The organism is Corynebacterium occultum (assembly GCF_009734425.1).
Classification (GTDB): Bacteria; Actinomycetota; Actinomycetes; order Mycobacteriales; family Mycobacteriaceae; genus Corynebacterium; species Corynebacterium occultum.
Genome location: NZ_CP046455.1, coordinates 1 through 19,068, shown reverse-complemented (window position 1 = coordinate 19,068; position 19,068 = coordinate 1). Strand labels below are relative to the sequence as shown.

16 protein-coding genes are annotated in these 19,068 nt (G+C 60.9%); 6 read left to right on the top strand and 10 right to left on the bottom strand.

Annotation, left to right across the window (positions count from 1 at the left end):
• Positions 1-127: 127 nt before the first annotated feature.
• The gene (locus tag COCCU_RS00075) at positions 128-1,063 is read left to right on the top strand and encodes an AraC-like ligand-binding domain-containing protein (RefSeq protein WP_156229605.1); all 936 of its coding nucleotides are present in this window, start codon (positions 128-130) and stop codon (positions 1,061-1,063) included.
• A 17-nt stretch (positions 1,064-1,080) separates the two neighbouring features.
• On the opposite strand, the gene COCCU_RS00070 is transcribed toward COCCU_RS00075, so the two are convergent.
• From COCCU_RS00070 to gyrA, 4 genes are all read right to left on the bottom strand, one after another.
• Positions 1,081-2,391 (bottom strand): flavin monoamine oxidase family protein, encoded by a 1,311-nt coding sequence (locus COCCU_RS00070; RefSeq protein WP_156229604.1) that lies wholly within the window; start codon positions 2,389-2,391, stop codon positions 1,081-1,083.
• Positions 2,392-2,436: 45 nt separating this feature from the next.
• Positions 2,437-3,912: an APC family permease gene (locus COCCU_RS00065; RefSeq protein ID WP_156229603.1), complete on the bottom strand. Its 1,476-nt coding sequence runs from the start codon at positions 3,910-3,912 to the stop codon at positions 2,437-2,439.
• A 201-nt stretch (positions 3,913-4,113) separates the two neighbouring features.
• Positions 4,114-4,461, bottom strand: a complete 348-nt coding sequence (locus COCCU_RS00060; RefSeq protein WP_156229602.1) for a DUF3566 domain-containing protein — start codon at positions 4,459-4,461, stop codon at positions 4,114-4,116.
• A 4-nt stretch (positions 4,462-4,465) separates the two neighbouring features.
• Complete coding sequence (gene gyrA, locus COCCU_RS00055) at positions 4,466-7,069, bottom strand: DNA gyrase subunit A (RefSeq protein WP_156229601.1); 2,604 nt, start codon at positions 7,067-7,069, stop codon at positions 4,466-4,468.
• 131 nt (positions 7,070-7,200) lie between these two features.
• On the opposite strand from gyrA, the gene COCCU_RS00050 reads away from it, so the two are divergent.
• The 5 genes from COCCU_RS00050 (at position 7,201) to COCCU_RS14505 (ending at position 10,095) form a co-directional block, all read left to right on the top strand.
• Positions 7,201-7,437: a CopG family transcriptional regulator gene (locus COCCU_RS00050; RefSeq protein WP_156229600.1), complete on the top strand. Its 237-nt coding sequence runs from the start codon at positions 7,201-7,203 to the stop codon at positions 7,435-7,437.
• Positions 7,434-7,715 (top strand): TetR family transcriptional regulator, encoded by a 282-nt coding sequence (locus COCCU_RS00045; RefSeq protein WP_156229599.1) that lies wholly within the window; start codon positions 7,434-7,436, stop codon positions 7,713-7,715. Before COCCU_RS00050 ends, COCCU_RS00045 begins: the two co-directional genes overlap by 4 nt.
• Positions 7,716-8,084: 369 nt before the next feature.
• Positions 8,085-8,546, top strand: a complete 462-nt coding sequence (locus COCCU_RS00040) for a DUF6918 family protein (RefSeq protein WP_156229598.1) — start codon at positions 8,085-8,087, stop codon at positions 8,544-8,546.
• A 396-nt stretch (positions 8,547-8,942) separates the two neighbouring features.
• The gene (locus COCCU_RS00035) at positions 8,943-9,518 is read left to right on the top strand and encodes a MarR family transcriptional regulator (RefSeq protein WP_231598954.1); all 576 of its coding nucleotides are present in this window, start codon (positions 8,943-8,945) and stop codon (positions 9,516-9,518) included.
• Positions 9,454-10,095 carry a hypothetical protein gene (locus tag COCCU_RS14505; protein ID WP_197088383.1) on the top strand — a complete coding sequence of 214 codons (642 nt, stop codon included), beginning with the start codon at positions 9,454-9,456 and terminating at the stop codon, positions 10,093-10,095. The genes COCCU_RS00035 and COCCU_RS14505 overlap by 65 nt, the downstream gene beginning before the upstream one ends.
• On the opposite strand, the gene COCCU_RS00030 is transcribed toward COCCU_RS14505, so the two are convergent.
• The 6 genes from COCCU_RS00030 to dnaA all read right to left on the bottom strand — a co-directional run bounded on the left by COCCU_RS00030 (position 10,080) and on the right by dnaA (position 18,972).
• Positions 10,080-10,964 carry an alpha/beta fold hydrolase gene (locus COCCU_RS00030; protein WP_156229597.1) on the bottom strand — a complete coding sequence of 295 codons (885 nt, stop codon included), beginning with the start codon at positions 10,962-10,964 and terminating at the stop codon, positions 10,080-10,082. The two genes, COCCU_RS14505 and COCCU_RS00030, sit on opposite strands and share 16 nt — an antisense overlap.
• Before the next feature lie 164 nt (positions 10,965-11,128).
• Positions 11,129-13,192: a DNA topoisomerase (ATP-hydrolyzing) subunit B gene (gyrB, locus tag COCCU_RS00025; RefSeq protein ID WP_156229596.1), complete on the bottom strand. Its 2,064-nt coding sequence runs from the start codon at positions 13,190-13,192 to the stop codon at positions 11,129-11,131.
• 224 nt (positions 13,193-13,416) lie between these two features.
• Positions 13,417-14,064 carry a DciA family protein gene (locus COCCU_RS00020; protein WP_156229595.1) on the bottom strand — a complete coding sequence of 216 codons (648 nt, stop codon included), beginning with the start codon at positions 14,062-14,064 and terminating at the stop codon, positions 13,417-13,419.
• Complete coding sequence (gene recF / locus COCCU_RS00015; protein WP_156229594.1) at positions 14,042-15,265, bottom strand: DNA replication/repair protein RecF; 1,224 nt, start codon at positions 15,263-15,265, stop codon at positions 14,042-14,044. Before recF ends, COCCU_RS00020 begins: the two co-directional genes overlap by 23 nt.
• A 91-nt stretch (positions 15,266-15,356) precedes the next feature.
• Positions 15,357-16,559, bottom strand: a complete 1,203-nt coding sequence (dnaN, locus tag COCCU_RS00010) for a DNA polymerase III subunit beta (protein ID WP_156229593.1) — start codon at positions 16,557-16,559, stop codon at positions 15,357-15,359.
• A 730-nt stretch (positions 16,560-17,289) separates the two neighbouring features.
• Positions 17,290-18,972 carry a chromosomal replication initiator protein DnaA gene (gene dnaA, locus COCCU_RS00005; RefSeq protein ID WP_407924178.1) on the bottom strand — a complete coding sequence of 561 codons (1,683 nt, stop codon included), beginning with the start codon at positions 18,970-18,972 and terminating at the stop codon, positions 17,290-17,292.
• Between the last annotated feature and the right edge of the window lie 96 nt (positions 18,973-19,068).

Below are 19,068 nucleotides of genomic sequence, written 5' to 3'. Positions count from 1 at the left end.
CTCCTAATCCTGACATTCCGGAAGGGGTAGGTAATTGCTTTAGGGCGCGGACATTTTGTCCCTCAGTGTGTATCAAATCACTTATGGTATGAGGATTCTCCCCCATAGTTGTGAGTAGGAGTCCGGCATGGATTTCAGGAAGACATATAATTTCACCGAATGGCGCCGAATGGTTTCGGGCAGCTTCGGTGATGTCCGGGCGGTTTCACCCGCGCCCGATTTCCGCGGCCGAGCCACGCATCGAAGCGTCGGGGAAGTGGAACTCTATGACATGGATTCCGATGCTCACACGGTGATCCATGCGGAAAACACCGATCCCGACCTCCGCAACTCCAGGTGCAAGCTCAGCCTGCAGTTGGAAGGCACCGCTACGCTGCTGCAGGATGGCCGTTCTTGTGAGATGCAGCCGGGTGATCTTGCACTGTATACCGCCGATCGCCCCTACAGCCTGGTGTTCCGGGAGCCGCAACGCAGCCTGGTGGTGTACTTCCCCCGCGCTTTCCTACATCTACGTGATGATCAGCTCGCGCAAATGACCGCCACCCCGATCTCCCGGGATGAGGGGCTGGGTAAGGTGGCAGTGCCGCTATTCGAGCAGCTTGCCCACAACCTCGATGAGTTGCAGGGGGAGCAAGCTCAACCACTGCTGCGCACCTCTCTCGATCTTCTGGTCACGGTGCTTTCGGACCAGATTCAGAGACTAGGGCAAGACTCCCCCGGCTCTTCGATGCTTTTTCGCCAGGCCACCGCTTATATCAACGATCATCTTTATGACCCAGGCCTCTCCCCCAGTTCAATCGCCGATGCCCTCTATGTCTCGGTGCGCAGTCTCCACACCCATTTTGCGGCGATGGGCACTACCGTGGCCTCCTTCATCCGCACCTGTCGTCTCACTGCCATCCATGCGGATCTTGCTGATCCTGCACTGCAGGCTCTCCCGGTTCATGTAATCAGTGCCAGGCATGGGCTTCACGACGCTTCGCATGTGTCCAAGACTTTTCGCGCCGAGTATGGGGAATCTCCCCGGGCCTTCCGTTCGCGTATCTTTACCCCTCATCCCTGACCCGGGGAAGTTCCAATTCAGCACAGTTCCCGTCTCAGCTCCCTGGCGGTGTGCAATCCCTGCTCGATGGCGCCGTCCACACACACTCCACGCCAACCACTGGCCCAATCTGCTCCGGCGAAGTGCAGTCTGGTCCCGGTGTCCCGGAAGTGGTGCCAGCCGTCGGTGAACTGCCCCTTCTTCAGGGTAGCCCAGGCCTGACCTGACCATTTATCTGCGACCCAGTCATGACCCGTGCAGTCAATCACCTCAAGGTCATCACGCCACTGGTTGATGATCTGCTGTCCGCAGGCGGGGTCATCCAGATCCAATTTCTCATGATGGGCTCCGAATCCCACGAGAATGGTTGCGTCATCCTCGGTGAACACCTCGGACTTCAGCACGTTAACGATGGCAGGCTGGGAGGCCATCCCGGTAAAGTTGTGGTGCCCCTTGACCTTGATCCAGATTTTTCCACCGGTGGAATTCCACTTCTGCTTGATGACCCGCCGTACCGGAGCCGGCAGTGGTGGATCAAAATCGATATTTCCCAGCGCTCCAACTGGGACTGTCAGGATCACTGCATCCGCGCTCAGCTTATCTCCATTTTCCAGGGTGACCTCAGCAAAATTTTCACTGTGGCTGATGGCTTTGACCGGGGTGGATAGCCGAATCGGGCACTGCAGGTCGGAGGCAATACCCTCATAAAGCCCCTTCATACCGTTGAGCAGCTTGTACTGCAGAGTCTGTGCATCCACTGCCTCCACCCGATGATCACAGAGAGCCGCCCACTGCTTCGCCATCAGAGCAGAACCCTGATGCGGATCCCCGATATAACCACCGGACCAATAGGCCTCACAGAGTTCGATCTCCTCCTGGGTGAATTCCTCACGGGACAGCTCCTCCAATGGGGAGCGCTGATCTGCGGCAAGGAACTCCTCCCGCAGTTCAGGATCATCAAGCGCGGAGAGCGGCTCATAAGGGTTCGGGAAGAACTTCCGGGAACCATCGTAGATCTTCTCCATCGCCCGGGTCCGACGTCCATCCATCTCAGCCTCGGTACCCCTGCGGACTTTTCCTTCGGTCAGCCAATAAGCTTCCGCAGGTTGCGGACTGGAGTAGATCTTCTGCCCATACCGAGTGATCTCGGCCCAGACATGTGGTTGATGCCAGTGCACCCAGGTCGCACCCATCTCGAGTTTTGCGCCCATTCGCTCATCAGTCCAGGCCCTACCGCCTATGCGTTCGCGAGCCTCGAGGATCTCCACCTCAATTCCGGCGGTTTGTAATTCGCGGGCAGCGATGAGTCCGGCGAATCCTGCTCCAACGATGATGGCCTTCTTGCTCATATCTTTTAACTCCTAGTTCAAGTGGGTGGGTCTTTTAGCGGATGATCAGGGGGTCGTTATCCGCGCAGGGTCGGATTCTCGAACTGGGAGGGAATCATCATCGGCAATGGTGTGGATGTCCGTGTGGCGGTCGAAGCGCAGGGACCAGAGGGCCCCCAGGACACCGGTACCAAGGATGATGCCCGGCATGATGAACACCATCATCCGGGGTGAATCTTCGCCGATCATGATGTCGAAATTTATGAGGATGAGAATAGCCACGATGATCATGGCGACCGCCGCTACCGAGGGTGCAATGATCCGGGTGAACACCCCGAAACCATGATGATCCTTCCGAAACCAGGCGAGCACCGCAATTGAGGTCAGCGCCATGAGGAATACCAGGCCAAAGGCTGCTGCGGTGGAGAACCAGGTGAAGAGGGTTATCACGGGGAAGAGTTCACCCAATTCAGAGTTAATACCCGCTAGGGCAAACACTACGACGGTCCCCGCCCCCACAACAGACTGTGCCAGTGAACCCGCTACCGGGGCACCATTGCGGCCGAGTCTACCTAGGCTGCCTGGCAGGACACGGGAACGGCCCAGGGCAAAGAAATAGCGGGCGGCGGCATTATGGAAAGCCAGCAGCGCGGCGAAGATGCTGGTCACGAAGAGCAAGTGTGCCACATCAGCAAGCAGTGGTGAGTACTGGGATAACCACACAAACACCAGGTCAGGACCATATTGTTGAGCCTCACCGATGATACTGGAAGGGCCGATCCCCATGGCCAGCGCCCAGGTGGAGATCCCATAAAAGACAGCGATGACAGCCACCGCGATATAGGTTGCCCGGGCCACGGTCCGCTTCGGATCCTTGGTTTCCTCGGAGTAGATGGCACCGGACTCGAATCCCATGAAAGCTGCAATCGAGAAGGCCAGCAGGACACCGACCCCCGGAGCCATGAAGTCATTCGGGCGGAGGGTTACGGTGCTCAGCCCCTCTGGGGCATTGAAAAGCGCATAACCCATCACGATGAGGACTACAAGGAATTCCAGGGTCACCAGGACACCGAGAATCTTGGCTGAGAAGTCGACGTTGCTGACACCCAGTAATGCGACCAGTAGCCAACCGATGGCGCCGACCAACCACCAGGGCAGTTGTACTGCCGTCCAGGTGAAGATTGCCGCCGAAAGGGAGAAACCGAAGAGTCCGTAGAGACCGGCCTGCAGCATGTTGTAGGAGACCAGTGCCAACAAAGCTGCGGCAATGCCTTGCCGTGGCCCCAAGCCCTGGGAAATGTAGGCGTAGAAAGCACCGGCGTTATGGATGCGGGAGCTCATTGCCGCATAACCAACCGAGAAAAGGATGAGGATGACACCGAGCACCAGGTAACTGAGTGGCAGGCCCAGCAACCCGGAGACCGCGAAGTTGGTTGGTGCGCCGCCAGCCAGCACCGTCAGGGGTGCTGAAGCAGCGATGATCATGAATACGAGGGCGGTGGTACCGAGTTGCCCACGCTTCAGGGAAGTTCGCTCACTCATGGGAAGACCTCCAGGGAATTGTGGAATCCGAACTGGAATAAAGTATGATCTGCAACACATCCCCTGACTTTGCCTGGAGTGCGGTCAAGTTGGCGCTGGGTGAGAGAATACAATTCACTCCCCTCTCGCCGGGCCCCCGGGGAAAGCAGGAATCCCCCGTCCAGAACATCTGAATGGGGGATTCGGGCTAGGCGAGGTGTACTACTCGTCCACGCCTTCCTGCAGGGTGACGGTGATGCCACCGAAGAGGTCGACCAGAGCGTTGTAGATGATTGCGACCAGGGGTGCCAGCACCGAGATCAGGATGGCGCCGATGGCACCGATCAGGGCGGAGATGGAGATGATCATGCCGAAACCGATGGCCTGTTCCCCACCGACACCCGCGACCACCGAGTTGACCTGGTCCCAGATGCCGAAGGCCTGCATGCCGAAGAAGAGGATGGCAACGCAGAGGAGCCAGGCCACCAGACCCACCAGAGACATGGCCAGGGCAACCCGGAATGCTGACAGTGGGTTGACCCGGGTGACGGCGACTTCTCGTGTTGCCATGTTCTTAGTTCTCCTCGTCCTCTGTGACAGTCTCGTTGGAGTCTAGTTCAGTCGGTGCGCTGTCACCGGTCTTCTTCGCGGCGCGTTCCGTGGGGCCGTCCAGATCGCCCTTGGCAACTGCCTCCGCGGTCTCCTCGCCTTCACCCTCGACGTTCTTGTCGATGGCCAGGACGGTGATGTCCTTTTCGAGGTTGACCAGGCGGACACCCATGGTGGCGCGGGAGGAGGGGCGGATCTGGTTGACCTCGGTGCGGATGACACCGCCGGCGGAGGTCATGGCGAAGATCTCGTCATCATCGTCCACCGCGAGAGCACCGATCAGCTTGCCGCGCTTGGGGGTGTACTTGAAGGTGACCACACCCATGCCGCCACGGCCCTGGGGGTTGTACTCGTCCATGGGGGTGCGCTTGCCGTAGCCACCTGAGGTGGCCACCAGCAGGAATTCTCCGTCGCGGACCACACACATGGCCAGCAGCTGGTCATCCTCGCGGAAGCGCATTCCCTTCACGCCGGCGGTGGCGCGGCCCATCGGGCGGAGCTGGTCATCGCTGGCGGTGAAGCGGATCGACTGGCCCTCCTCCGACACCAGGAGGAGGTCATCATCTTCGCTGCATAGTGCGGCGCCGATGAGACGGTCGCTTTCGTTGAGGTTGATGGCGATCAGACCGGCGGAGCGGGCGGACTCATAGTCGGTGAGGCGGGACTTCTTCACCCGGCCCTGTGCGGTGGCGAGCACCAGGTAGGGGGCATCCTCGTAGGTCTGGAGCTGGATGACCTGGGCGATGCGCTCCTCCGGCTGGAATTCCAGCAGGTTGGCCACGTGCTGGCCGCGTGCGGTGCGGGAGGCCTCGGGGAGTTCATAGGCCTTCAGTCGGTAGACCCGGCCGAAGTTGGTAAAGAAGAGGATCCAGTCGTGGGTGGAGGAGACGAAGAAGTGGCGGACCACATCATCTTGCTTCAGCTCGGCGCCACGCACACCCTTGCCGCCACGTTTCTGGGAGCGGTAGGCGTCAACCTTGGTGCGCTTGGCGTAGCCGGTGGAGGTGATGGTCACGACCACGTTCTCACGGGCGATGAGATCTTCCTCGGAGACATCGCCGACGGCGTGGATCAGCTGGGTGCGACGATCATCGCCATACTTCTCCACGATCACGGAAAGCTCATCGCGGACGATCTTGCGCTGGCGTTCGGGGCGGGCGAGGATGTCCTTGAGATCGGCGATCTCGCGCTCGATCTCGGCGAGCTCATCGACGATCTTCTGACGCTCCAGCGCCGCGAGGCGGCGCAGCTGCATGGCCAGGATCGCATCGGACTGGATTTCATCGACGTCGAGAAGCGACATCAGACCGCTGCGGGCCTCATCCACGGTGGGTGAGCGACGGATCAGGGCGATGACCTCGTCGAGCATGTCCAGGGCCTTGACCAGACCGCGGAGGATATGGGCGCGCTTCTCGGCCTCATCCAGGCGGTACTGGGTGCGTCGGATGATGACGTCGATCTGGTGGGCGGCGTAGTGGCGCAGCATCTGGTCCAGGCGCAGGGTGCGCGGCACCCCGTCAACGATGGAGAGCATGTTGGCACCGAAGTTGGTCTGCAGCTGGGAGTGCTTGTAGAGGTTGTTGAGCACCACGCGCGGCACAGCGTCACGCTTGAGGGTGACCACGATGCGCATGCCGACACGGTCGGAGGACTCGTCCTCGATCTTGGAGATGCCGGCTAGCTTGCCGTTGGTGACCTGCTCCGCGATATTGGCGATGAGGTTATCCGGGTTGACCTGGTAGGGCAGCTCGGTGATGACGATGATCTGGCGGCTGCCCTGCTCCTCGATGGAGGTGACACCGCGCATGCGGATGGAACCGCGGCCGGTGGTGTAGGCATCGCGGATGCCCTGGTCACCGACGATCAGGCCGGCGGTCGGGAAGTCGGGGCCCTTGACGAAGCTCATGCAGGCTTCGAGGGTTTCCTTCTCCTCGGCGTTGGGGTTGTCCAGCAACCAGAAGATGGCGGCCGCCAGTTCGCGCAGGTTATGCGGCGGAATATTGGTGGCCATACCGACGGCGATACCGCTGGAACCATTCATCAGCAGGTTAGGCACGCGGGAGGGCAGGACATCCGGCTCGAGGGTCTTGCCGTCGTAGTTCGGGGAGAAGTCGACGGCGTTCTCGCGGATGTCGCGGACCATCTCCATGGCGATCGGGGTGAGCTTGCACTCCGTGTAACGCATGGCGGCGGGGCCGTCATTACCACGGGAACCGAAGTTACCCTGGCCCTCGATCAGCGGGTAACGCATGTTCCAGGGCTGTGCCAGACGCACCAGGGTGTCATAGATGGCGGCATCGCCGTGGGGGTGGAACTGACCCATGGTGTCGGCCACGGGGCGGGAGCTCTTGACGAAGCTGCGTTCCGGGCGGTAACCGGAGTCGTACATCGCGTAGATGATGCGGCGGTGCACCGGCTTCATGCCGTCCCGGACCTCCGGCAGGGCACGACCCACAATCACCGACATCGCATAGTCGATGTAGCTGGTCTGCATCTCCTCATTGATGTCAATGGGGAAGATGCGGTCGAAATCCTGGCCGGAGCCACCTTCGTTGTTGTCGTCGCTCATGGTCACCTTTTCTGAAAGTTGGAGCAGGTATATCTCTCCCCCATGGTACTCCCCCGCCTCAAAAACGGCCCCTGCAGCCCCGTAGAGGGATCTAAAGGAAATTTTTGATACCAGAGTGATACCATTTATCCATGGCCATGACTTTGAGACTGACTCCGGAACAGGACCGCGCCCTGAGCCTTCTCGCCCAGGCTCAGGGCAGCAGCAAACAGGAGGCCGCCATCCGGGCCATCCTCACCACCGCCACCCGCACGCTTGCCGACGCCGAGGTCGAGGATCTGGCCACCCAGCTCCTGCCCGAGTACGCCGCCGCCCAACGCCGCATCCGCACCTCCCGGGCCCTGTTTCAGGGCCGGGAAGAGCGGTGAATCCCCGGCTGCGCGGTTTCAGCACCACCCAGCTGCTCGGGGTGGCGGATAAGGTCGCCGCAGAATTTGGCACCCAGGTCATCGACCTCGCAGCCCTGGCCGCCGCCGCGGCCACCACCACCGCCGAGATCTCCGGGGTGCGCATCCACGGCAACCTCAGCGAGGCCAGTGAAAGCCTGCGACGGAGCATTCTGCGTCTGGCACCGCTGAGTTCCCACAACACTGAATTGGCGGATGTGTCCTGTCTGATCCTCAGGGAACTAAATCTTGCCGATTAGGCAGGAAGTTCCGAGGGAGTTGGGGGAATGTAGGAGAAACCGGGCCTTTTACATGCATTTCCCTTGGCTGACCCTCCCTTCATTGTGTAACATTTGAGGTTGTTGTGACTGCAGTGAATTAAGTGAGATTGGTTCCTGCGGTGGAAGAGTCACAACCAGACAACCCCATTGTTGAAAACACCTTCTTAGACGGTGTCCCCGACAGTGGGGTTCCTGTTTCAGGGAGCATCCCCGGGGGCGAAAGCGAGCTCAGTACCCGGGCCGTGGCGCTCCACTAGACTGAGAACGGAACCTGGGGTGGGATTCTCCCGCCCCGAGGATTTTTGTGTTTCAAGCTCTGGTGTCCCACCTGATCCGAAAGGCCCACCCATGACTAACCTCTCCTCCGCCCTCACCGGTGCCAACCGCGAAGCCGTGGTCAGGGACCTGACTGATTTCGCCGAGCGCACCATCAGTGAGCAGTCCGGCGTGACCGGCATCGCAGTCAAGGGTGCCTATGCCGGCGTGCAGAAGGTCCGCCCCGACGTTCTCACCACTGCTCTCGACCGCTTCCTGCCGGACCTGGCGGAAGCCCTGCAGCCCCATTGGGATGACTACACCACGGCCGGTGGCGGCCAGGCTGGCACTGCCGGCACCTTCGGGGTCTTCCTGGAGAACCGCCGCGAGGATGTCGCAGATTCCCTGTTGAAGTCTGCGGACCGCAGCGCTGACAAGATCGAAAACGCCACTCTCGTCAAGGCCTACCGCGCCATCCGCGGCCGCGGCGAGAAGATCGTCGCCAAGAACGTCGGCGGCTTGGGCACGGTCGTCGAGAAGCACGCCGTCGCTTAAAGCGGTGGGTTGCATGAACGCGCCATGACCGGGAAGTTGCCGAATCCCTTTCCGGTTCAGCGGCGAAATATGGGGTTTCAGCGCGCTCCGAAGCCCCGCCCCCGAAAGTAGATCATTCTGTCTATATAGGAGTGGGAAATACCTCCATTCCGGATGAAGCCAGGCCCAGACCGCCCCCTGGGAGACTTTTAATTCATCCCCCATAATCCCAGCACAGCGATATTTTATCGGCCCGGCCTGGCTTTTTATTCCAGTCGCTCGCCGGGTCAATAAACCCTTCCGCCATCTCTTCCAATAAATAGACCCATCGGTCTAGGCTTTTCCTCATGGCCTCCCCCCCCTCTTGCCGCGCAACACACTAGCAACACCCTCCACTTCACCCTGCCCGGGTTGCCCGTGGCCAGGGTGCTGCACCAGATCCGCACCCTTCCGGAAGCCACCCGTCCCCTCATCCGCGACACCCTCGGGCACTCCCAACCGAGCATCACCCGACATGTCAGTGCCCTGATGGAGGCAGGTCTGGTGGAACAGACCAATCCCGGCAAGGAAACGGCCCAGGCCGGCCGTCCCCGGGCGGTTCTGCGCCTGGACGGCCGCCACCTGGTGTTCTGGGGCGTGCACGTGGGAGTCCGCAGTACCGTGCTGGTGATCAGCGATGGAGCTGGCAGGGTGATCCGGGAACGCACCATCGCACTGCCGGTGCCGGAGATACCTGCCGCCCAGGCCCTGAGCACGGCTGCCCGGGAACTTGTGCGTCTGGGGCAGGGGCTGCCCTCACCTACCAGGGGTCGGCGCCGCCTTCTCCACCCATATCAACCAGAATGGCTGCATCTCCTCCCCGAACTACCGCTGGGAGGATATTCCCGCCGCAGCGATACTCTCCGCGGAACTGGGCCATCCCGTGGAGGTGGCCACGGGCGTCACCGCCATGGCCGCCATCGAACTGCTCTCCCGTCCCCTGGGGGAAAGTGATGTCGCCATATCAGGCTCCACCCTCTACTTCTACGCCCGTGAGGTGGTGGCCCATGCCTGGATGTTTCACGGTGCGGTGCACCGCCCCCATCAGGGTCGGGATCCACGTCCTTTCCGCCATATCGCCATTTCAGGTGAGTTCCTGAATATCAGTCTCGACCTGCCCGGACATATCCATCCCCTGAGTAATACAGGTGTACTACATGCGGCCCGGGCCCGCGGTGTGGAGGCAGTCGACTTCGGACACCTGGTCCACCAGGCGGCCCAACTCCCCCTGGCCAGGGAAATCTTCGATGCCAGGGCCCGCTTACTCGTTGAGCTGATTCGGCTGGCGGTGGATGTGGTGGGCCCCGATTCCCTGGTCTTTGCCGGCGAGGCCTTCACCCTGGATCCGCAGGAACTGCAGCTGATCATAGCCATGCTGCGGGAGCATCAGGGCGGTCCGGGGGATTTCCGGATCCAGCGCGCGGGCAGGAACATCCTCCGGAATGCAGCCCGCCAGGTCGCGCTGTATCGCCTCTGGCAGGACCCCCTGGCCACCCTGTCTTCCTCACCCAAAGGTCATGGGAGGCCCTGACAGAACTCCCCGAAACGGTCCGCCACAATCTGCGGCTGCCTGGCCCATCGGTTGTGCCCCAGATCCCCGGCCAACTCCTCAACCTCCAGTGCCGCGGCCGGCAGGTGTTGTGCCAACGCCACAGCTGAATCCCGGGGGCAATCCAGATCATTGCCGAAGTAGCACAGTTGTACCGGAAGGGTCACCAGCCTCAGCGCCAAGGGATAGTCCTGATCAGCACCGGTTAGTCCCGCAAAGGTGTTCTCCCGCGCCAGCCGACACCACTCCCTCATATGCGTGCCGGACTGCCGACCATAACCCACCGGATCCCACCCGAACACCTTGCCCGGCCAGAAACCCAGGGCTCCGCCGATCCTGCCGAGGAAAATGGTGCCCAGCCGGAGCCGACGCCGCATCGGGGTGGGAAAGCTCCGCAGATAAGGGGAACCGCTACCCACCCCGAACATGCCCCGAACATTGAGTTCCTGTGATTCCGGCCGGGACAAAAAGAGCGCCCCGATCTGCCCACCCATGGAATGGGCCAGCAATACGGTGGGATGATCCGCCGGCAATCCGAGGTGGGTCTTGGCCACCCGAATGCTCTCCGGATAATCCACTGCGGCCAGATCATGATAGCCCCAGGCCAGGTCACGGCTGGCCCGGGCAGTGCTGGCACCCTGGCCACGGAGTTCCCCGATGGCGACCGGGTATCCCCGTGCCGCCAGCTCCTCCGCAATGGGGCGGTAGTAACGAGCCCCCATTCCGAAACCCGGCCAGACCATCACCAGGGGTTGCGTTGCCTCTGAACCCGGAACGGGTAGCCAGAGGTCTATCGGGCTGGACGCTCCTCCAGGTAGTGTCACCGGCACCTGGAAATTCCTGTCATTCATCAGTTTTCGGCCTCATCTTCCACCACGGGGTCACTGTGTCACAGGATATCCATCATGATCTCCGGAAAGCAGAAACCCGGGCCCCCGACGAAAGAAACGACGGGGTCCCGGGAAGCCTGGCAACACGGTGCCGCAACCAGTACTGGTTCAGCTGTGCCAGAAGCCTAGATATCCAGGAAACGGACATCCTTGGCCTTGCGGGTGATGAAGCTGCGGCGCGCCGCGACATCATCGCCCATGAGGACCGAGAAGAGCTCATCGGCACGCTGTGCGTCGACCAGATCCACGCGACGCAGAATGCGGGTGCTGGGATCCAGGGTGGTTTCCCAGAGCTCGCTGGCGTTCATCTCACCAAGGCCCTTATAACGCTGGATTCCATCATCGGTGTTGATCCTCCAGCCATTCTCCAGGCCCTCCTTGAGCAGCTGATCACGCTCAGCATCAGAGTAGGCGAAGCCCGGATCCCGCTTGGACCACTTCAGCTTGTACAGCGGCGGGTTGGCCAGGTAAACATGCCCCTCGTCGATGAGATCCGGCATGAACCGGAAGAGCAGGGTCAGCAGCAGGGTGGCGATGTGCTGGCCGTCGACATCGGCGTCGGCCATCAGCACGATCTTGTGGTAGCGCAGCTTCTTGAGGTCGAACTCATCGTAGATACCGGTGCCCAGGGCCGTGATGATGGCCTGGACCTCGGCATTCTTCAGGGCCTTGTCGAGACGGACCTTCTCCACGTTGAGGATCTTGCCGCGCAGCGGCAGGATCGCCTGGTACATGGAGTCACGGCCGCCCTTGGCGGAGCCACCTGCGGAGTCACCCTCCACGATGTAAAGCTCGGACTTGCCCGGATCCTTGGAACGGCAGTCGGCGAGCTTGCCAGGCAACCCGCCCATGTCCGTGGCCGACTTGCGTCGCACCAGGTCACGGGCCTTGCGTGCGGCGAGACGTGCCTGTGAGGAGGACACGGCCTTGGAGATGATGGCCTTGGCCTCAGCGGGGTTGGCCTCCAGCCAGTGACCGACATGCTCATAGATCGACTTCTGCACGAAGGAACGGATCTCGGTGTTGCCCAGCTTGGTCTTGGTCTGACCCTCGAACTGCGGGTCACCGACCCGGACCGAGATCACCGCGGAAAGACCCTCACGGCAGTCATCACCGGTGAGGTTGGTGTCCTTCTCTTTGAGCAGCTTGTGGTCACGGGCGTACTTGTTCATCAGGGAGGTCAGAGCCGCACGGAAACCCTCCTCGTGGGTACCTCCCTCGATGGTGTTGATGGTGTTGGCGAAGGTGTGGACCGACTCCTTGTAGCCGCTGTTCCACTGCATCGCGACCTCAACCTCATGATCCTCACCCTTGGTGTCCAGGGAGACGATGGAGGGGTGGATGACCGACTTGGTCTTGTTGAGGTGGTTGACGTAGTCCTCAAGACCATTCGGGTAGTGGTAGACGACCTTCTTCTCGCGCTTCTTCGGCGCCTTGGGAGCCTCAACCGCAGGTGCCTCAGCAACCTCGGTGTCCTCGACATCATCGAAGGAGGGGTTGGCGATGTCCTCGGCGGTGTCGCCCTCTTCGGCGATCGCCTCGAGCTCGAGCTCCTCATCGGTGACGCGCTCATCCTTGACGGTGATGGTCAGGCCCTTGTTGAGGAAGGCCATCTCCTGGAGGCGGCGGGAGATCGTGTCGAAATCGAATCTCACGGTCTCAAAGATCTCTTCATCCGGCCAGAAGCGGATGGTGGTGCCGGTGCCGCGGGCATTGCCACCCTGCACCAGCTCCTCCGGGACGGAAGCATTGAAGTTCTGGATCCAGTGCTTGCCATCCCGCTTGATATCCGCCTCGACCCTGGTGGACAGGGCGTTGACGACGGAGATACCCACACCGTGGAGACCGCCGGAGACAGCGTAGGAATCGGAGTCAAACTTGCCGCCGGCGTGCAGCTGGGTCATCACGACCTGGACGGTGGGGATGCCGGAAGGGTGCATCTCGACGGGGATGCCACGGCCGTCATCGACGACCTGGAGCCCGCCGTCTGCCATCAGGGTGACATCCACCTTGGAGGCATGGCCAGCCATCGCTTCATCAACAGAGTTGTCGACGACCTCCCACACCAGGTGGTGGAGGCCGCGCGCACTGGTCGAACCGATGTACATGCCCGGGCGCTTACGCACCGCCTCGAGGCCCTCAAGGACCGTGATGGATGAGGCATCATAATTATGTTCAGTGGTAGCCACGTGGAACGAGCACTCCTCGCTAAATTCGTGTACAGACTGTTTCATTCTACACGCTTAGTGGCCCCCTACCTACCCGGATGCCAAACCCGCCACAATCGCACTGAGGTACCGAAAACTGAAAATCCCCAGCTCACCTAACGCCATACCTAGCGAAATCTCATAAAAAAATATGAAACATTCCGGCACTCCGCCCTGATTAGCACGTTTGTACTGATCAGGGCCCTCTAGCCCCAGGTGTCCCGGGGTCCCCGGCCCTTCACATGAAGTGGCCCCTTGCGCCAGTTCGGTGCCTTCGGGCCGAAAATCTTCAGCTCTGAAATCACATCCGGCCCAACTTTCGCGGCAATGGCCTGGAGGATCTGACGCTGCATCATCCGCAGATTCGTCGCCCAGGCGGTCGAATCACAGGTTATGAACAGTGCCTTATCCTTCAGCATCTCCACCTTGGTGTGCTGCGCGATCTTCTCACCGACCAGTTCCGGCCAATGGGACTGCACCCAACCGCCGGCCAGTTCCCGGCGCCAACCGCGCCGCACGATCTCACTGCCCAGTACGGTGCCGAAATTATCCAGGTTCGGACGTTTGGGCAGTCGGCGTCCATCCGGCCCGGTGGGCCGCCCCCGAGGTGAGCGCTTGACCACCTCCGGTTCTCCAGACGCGGTACTTTTCCCGGCGGCGGAAAGCCCGGGAACCCCGGGCACCATGCCGCGGTCCACCTGTTTCTGGCGGGGAAGCTGATTCCGGCCCTGTTTGGAAAGGTCGGGGGCCTTGCCGGAACGTTGTTTGGCGGCGGCACGTAGCTGAGCGAAGGCCGCACCCACGGAGTCCCCGGGGGTCTCGGGGGATTGTTCAGGTTTTTTGGGATTCTCCATCGTCACCCTCATCAACCTCCAACTCCGAGAATCTGCCGGTTTCCGTGTTTTTCATGGTGATCCGGTGGCGGTGCACCACACCCTCAAGGTTAGCGGGAAGATCGCCGTCGACCGCAGCGGTGATCAGTATCTGTTCGGCATCGGTGGCGATCGCCACCAGCTGTTCCCGGCGTTTGCGGTCCAGTTCGGCGAAGACATCATCCAGGATCAGAATCGGGTCGGTGCCGTCGGTGCGGAGCAACGCGAATTCCGCCAGCCGGAGAGCGAGGGCGAAGGACCAGGATTCGCCATGGCTGGCAAACCCCTTGGCAGGCTGATCACCGAGGATCAGATCGAGGTCATCTCGGTGGGGGCCGATCAGGGACATGCCGCGTTCGATCTCGCGCTGTCTTTTCTTACCCAGTTCAGCCAGCATCGCCGCCTCGATGATCTGCGGATCCAGTTCATCGGTCGGGTCACCGACCAGCTCTCGGAGGGTGTCATCCACGGTGCTGCGGTAGCTCAGGCGGGCGGGGCGGGATTCCGGTGCCAGACCGGTGTAGGCCTCCTCAAGATGCCGGGACAGCTCCACCAGCAGCTGCTTGCGGGCGGCGATGACCTGGGATCCGAAACCCGCCAATTGGATGTCCCAGATGTCCAGGGTGGACAGGGCGCTGGCACCCTCATCATTGTGGTATCCGCGGCGCAGCGCCAGGGTGGCTGATTTTAGCAGGGCGTTGCGTTGTTTGAGTACCCGGTCGAAGTCTGCCTTGACCCCGGCCAGACGGGGGGTGCGGGTGGCGATGATGTCGTCGAGGTAGCGACGTCTTTCCGCTGGTTCCCCGCGGACCAGAGACAGATCCTCCGGGGCGAAGAGCACCGTCTTGACCACCCCGAGCAGTTCCCGGGGTGAGCTCAGGCGGGTGCGGTTGAGCTGGGCCTGATTTGCCGCATGAGCCTTGATCAGCAGGTGGGTGTTCAGCTCCCGACCCTGGTTGACCGCGATCGTCGAGACGCGGGCGTTGGTTGCGCCGGCACGCACCAGCGGGGCGTCGTGGCTGACGCGATGTGAGGAAAGGTGCGCGGTGTAGCCGATGGCTTCGACGATATTGGTTTTGCCGAAACCATTGCGTCCGACAAAAACCGTGACCCCGGGTTCCAGGTCGAGGTTGAGTTCGGGCCAGGAGCGGAAATCACGGAGCTGTAATTGCCGGATATGCACTAAAACTCACCTGTCCACACACTTCGCTGACCTTGGAAAACACAATTCCTTCCCCCCTGGGGAGATATCCCGCAGGGGGAAGGGCCGAGGTTTAGCCCGGCAGCCGCACCGGCATGAGCAGGTAGGTGAAATTGGTCTCCGGGGTGGGGAAACTGCCGTCAGCTTCGGGTTCCGGCATGCCATTTTCCTTGAAAACGTCCGGTTCCGGCAGCAGGATCGCAGAGCGGGAGGGCTCAGTGAAGCCGAAGACGACCTTCTCGGTGGGGACAACTGCCAGGCCGTCCTTGAGGTAGCCGGGGTTGAAGGCGATGATCAGTTCTTCGCGACCGACGAAATCACATTCGATGGTTTCCTCGGCGTGCCCGGAATCGGTGCCGCCGGCGGAGAGGATGACCTGACCCGGAGCGAACTGCATCCGGATCTGGGCGTTGCGCTCCGTGACCAGACTGACACGGCGGATGGCCTCCTGCAGCGGGGCGATTGGGATGCAGGCCATGGAGGTGTGGACCTTGGGCAGGAGAGGGTGAATGTTCGGGAAGTCAGCATCGAGCATGCGGGTGGTGGTCTCCCGGTTTTCGGTGTGGACGCCGAAGAGTCCCTCCCGGCCGATCTGTTCGCCGGTGCCCACAGCGATCTCCACCGGCTGGGCCTGGTGTTGGTCGAGGGTGCGGGCGTTTTCCAGCAGGGTCTTCGCCGGCAGCAGCAGTCGGGCCTGGATATCCGGGTCGACGGGGTTCCATTCGAAGGTCCGCAGGGCCAGTCGGAAACGGTCGGTGGCGGCCATCTGGACCTGGTTGCCGTTGATCTCGACATTGACGCCGGTCAGCATGGGAAGGGTGTCATCCCGGCCGGCGGCGGTGGCCACCTGGGTGATGGCTTCGGTGAAGAGCTGGGGGTTGATGGTGCCGGTGGTCTCCGGAAGTTCCGGGAGCTGAGGGTAATCATCCAGCGGAATCAGGGGCAGCTCGAAGCGGGAGGAACCACAGGTCAGCAGGACTTTAGAGCCCTCAACCTTCAGCTCGACCGGCTTATTGGGCAGGGTGTTGGTGATTTCTGCGATGAGCTTGCCGGCAACGGCAATCCGGCCGGGTTCGATGACCTCGGCGGAGAGGCGGACCTTGGTGGACACCTCGTAGTCGAAGCCTGCGAGTTCGAGGCCGTTGTCATCGGCGGTGATCAGCATGGCGCGCAGCACCGGCTGGGTCACCTTGCTCGGCAGGTTTCTTGCGACCCAGGCGACTGCGTTGGCCAGGTCATCCTTGGCTACCCGGAATGACACGGCTTGGGACTCCATGGCTGCTCGGCTCCTTGTGTGTTTCTGAAGGCGGAAAATCTTGAACGGAGAAATTCTTGTCATTCCGGGGCGTCCCGGAAGGGCAGGTGAATTACAGGTTTTGGCACGCACCGGAAAAGTGCGGGCCTTTGGGAATTACAAACTCACGGTACCCGTGATTGCTCAGGGCCCGAAACTTGTTATTCAAAGATTTGCTCCCGGAGCACTGCGTTTCCGGGACCTCATCACCAAGTTGTCCCCACTCCCTCTTTCTTCTTTAGTTATATCTAGTTAAAAGACAGTAACAACAGTAAGTCCTGTGCACTCTGTGGATGAAGGGCTGAATCACAAGCTAGTCGATGGAATCCGGGCTGTGCGCGGGGCTGTGGATAGCCTGTGGATAACTCGACTCAATTGTGGATAACTTTAAATCCCGGAAATCTATCCACAATCCTTCCACAGCTCTGAGCAGGGAGTGCACAGCTGGAGGGTGGTTGTGCACAGCTTTTTCGGGCTCGGGAAGCTCCTCCAAAAGTGATGAGGATCACATAATTACAATTGTGTAATTACACAGGTGTGAATAACTTTGTGGATAGTTTTTCTACGCGCCGCACGAAAACCCCCCTCCCCCACTAAAACTGCAGTTCAGCGCAGTGTGTCCGAGGCCGGAGCGGGGATAAGAGGGGCCAGAAATGGCAAAACCTGCGCCCCATCCCATGGGAGCGCAGGTTTTGTGTTTCCTGGGTGGAGCTTAGCCGCGGCTGCGGTTCTTGATCAGCTGGGTCAGGGACTGAATTTCATCGTAGGTGTCGCGCTTTTCCTTCATTTCCTTGCGGATCTTGCGGTCGGCGTACATGACGGTGGTGTGGTCCTTGCCGCCGAACTGGTCACCGATCTTAGGCAGCGACAAGTCCGTCAGCTCCCGGCAGAGGTACATCGCCAGTTGGCGGGCATGAGCCACCGCGCGGGTCTTGCCGGCGCCCCGGAGAGTGTCCAGGGTGATATCGAAGTAGTCGGCGGTGACCTCCATGATCGCCGCTGCGGTGATCTCCACATCGGCATCCTCCGGGAGAATGTCACGCAGCGCAATCTCCGCCATCTTCATGTCAATCGGCTGATTGATCAGGGAAGAGTAGGCCGAGACACGGATCAACGCACCTTCAAGCTCGCGGATGGAGGACTCGAAACGGGAAGCAATCATCTCCAGCACGTCACGGTCCACGAGAGTGCCGTCCGCCTGTGCCTTCTTCATCAGAATGGCAATTCGGGTCTCCAGATCCGGGGGCTGGATATCAGTGATCAATCCACCCTCGAAACGGGTCCGCAGACGATCCTCGAGGGTGGTCAGCTGCTTCGGCGGACGGTCCGAGGAGAGGATGATCTGCTTATCCGCCTGATGCAGGGCGTTGAAGGTGTGGAAGAACTCTTCCTGGGTGCCTTCCTTGCCCTCGAGGAACTGGATGTCATCAACCATCAGGATGTCCAGGTTGCGGTAGCGCCGCTTGAAGGATTCCTGGCGGTCATCACGGACCGAGTTGATGTAGTCGTTGGTGAATTCCTCACTCGAGACATACTTGATCCGCAGGCCCGGCTGCAGCACATGGGCGTAGTTACCGGCCGCATGCAGCAGATGGGTTTTTCCCAGTCCCGAACCACCCCAGATGAACAGCGGGTTATAGGCTTTCGCCGGATTCTCCGCCACTGCGACGGCCGCACCATTGGCGAAGCGGTTGGAGGAGCCGATCACGAAGGACTCGAAGGTGTACTTCGGGTTCAGCGAACGTTCCTTGTTCGGGTTGTGTGCGGGTTTTTCCCGCGGCAGGCGACGATCAAAGTTGGGACTCTGCTGCTGCCGGCCGGAGCCGGCGTCAAACTGCTGAGCCGGGGCGTGGCTGGGACTCCAGCCGCCACCGGAGAACTCCTGGTTGCCGGAAAAGTCCTGGTTCGCACCGTAGTTATTGAAATTCGGGTCCCGGAAATTCTGATTCCGGAAATTCGGGTTCTGGTAAGCCGGATCCTGGAACTGCTGTTCCTGGTAGTTATGGTCCGGATACCCCTGCGGGGGGAACTGCTGTCCCCTCCCAGACTGATGGGGTTGCTGATTCTGGTGCTGCGGCGGCTGATTGGCCACCGTCTGCTGCGGCCCACCCTGGTTCGGCTGTTGCTCCGGGGTGATGTTTTCTTCCCAGAATGTGCCGGGGGCGCGGGGAATCTCCTTGGAGGCCTCTTCCGCCGCCAGGGCGTGGGGCTCGACACTGACTGCCAGGCTGCAGGGGTGACCCATCTGCTTGGACAGCACCTTGGAGATGTATTCGCCGAGATCATTTTCCACGACCTGCTTGGCCATGGTGTGCGGGGTCGCCAAAACGGCATAACCCTGGACGAGGACAATCGGCCGCGCCAGCTTCAGATAGGCCTTCTGCTGGTGGGTCAAGGTCGGGATCTCTGAGTCCGGACGCTCTGACTCATGCAGGAGTTCTGCGACCACCTGTTGCCATGTTTCGGCGAGAGAAGATGGGTTCTCCGTCAC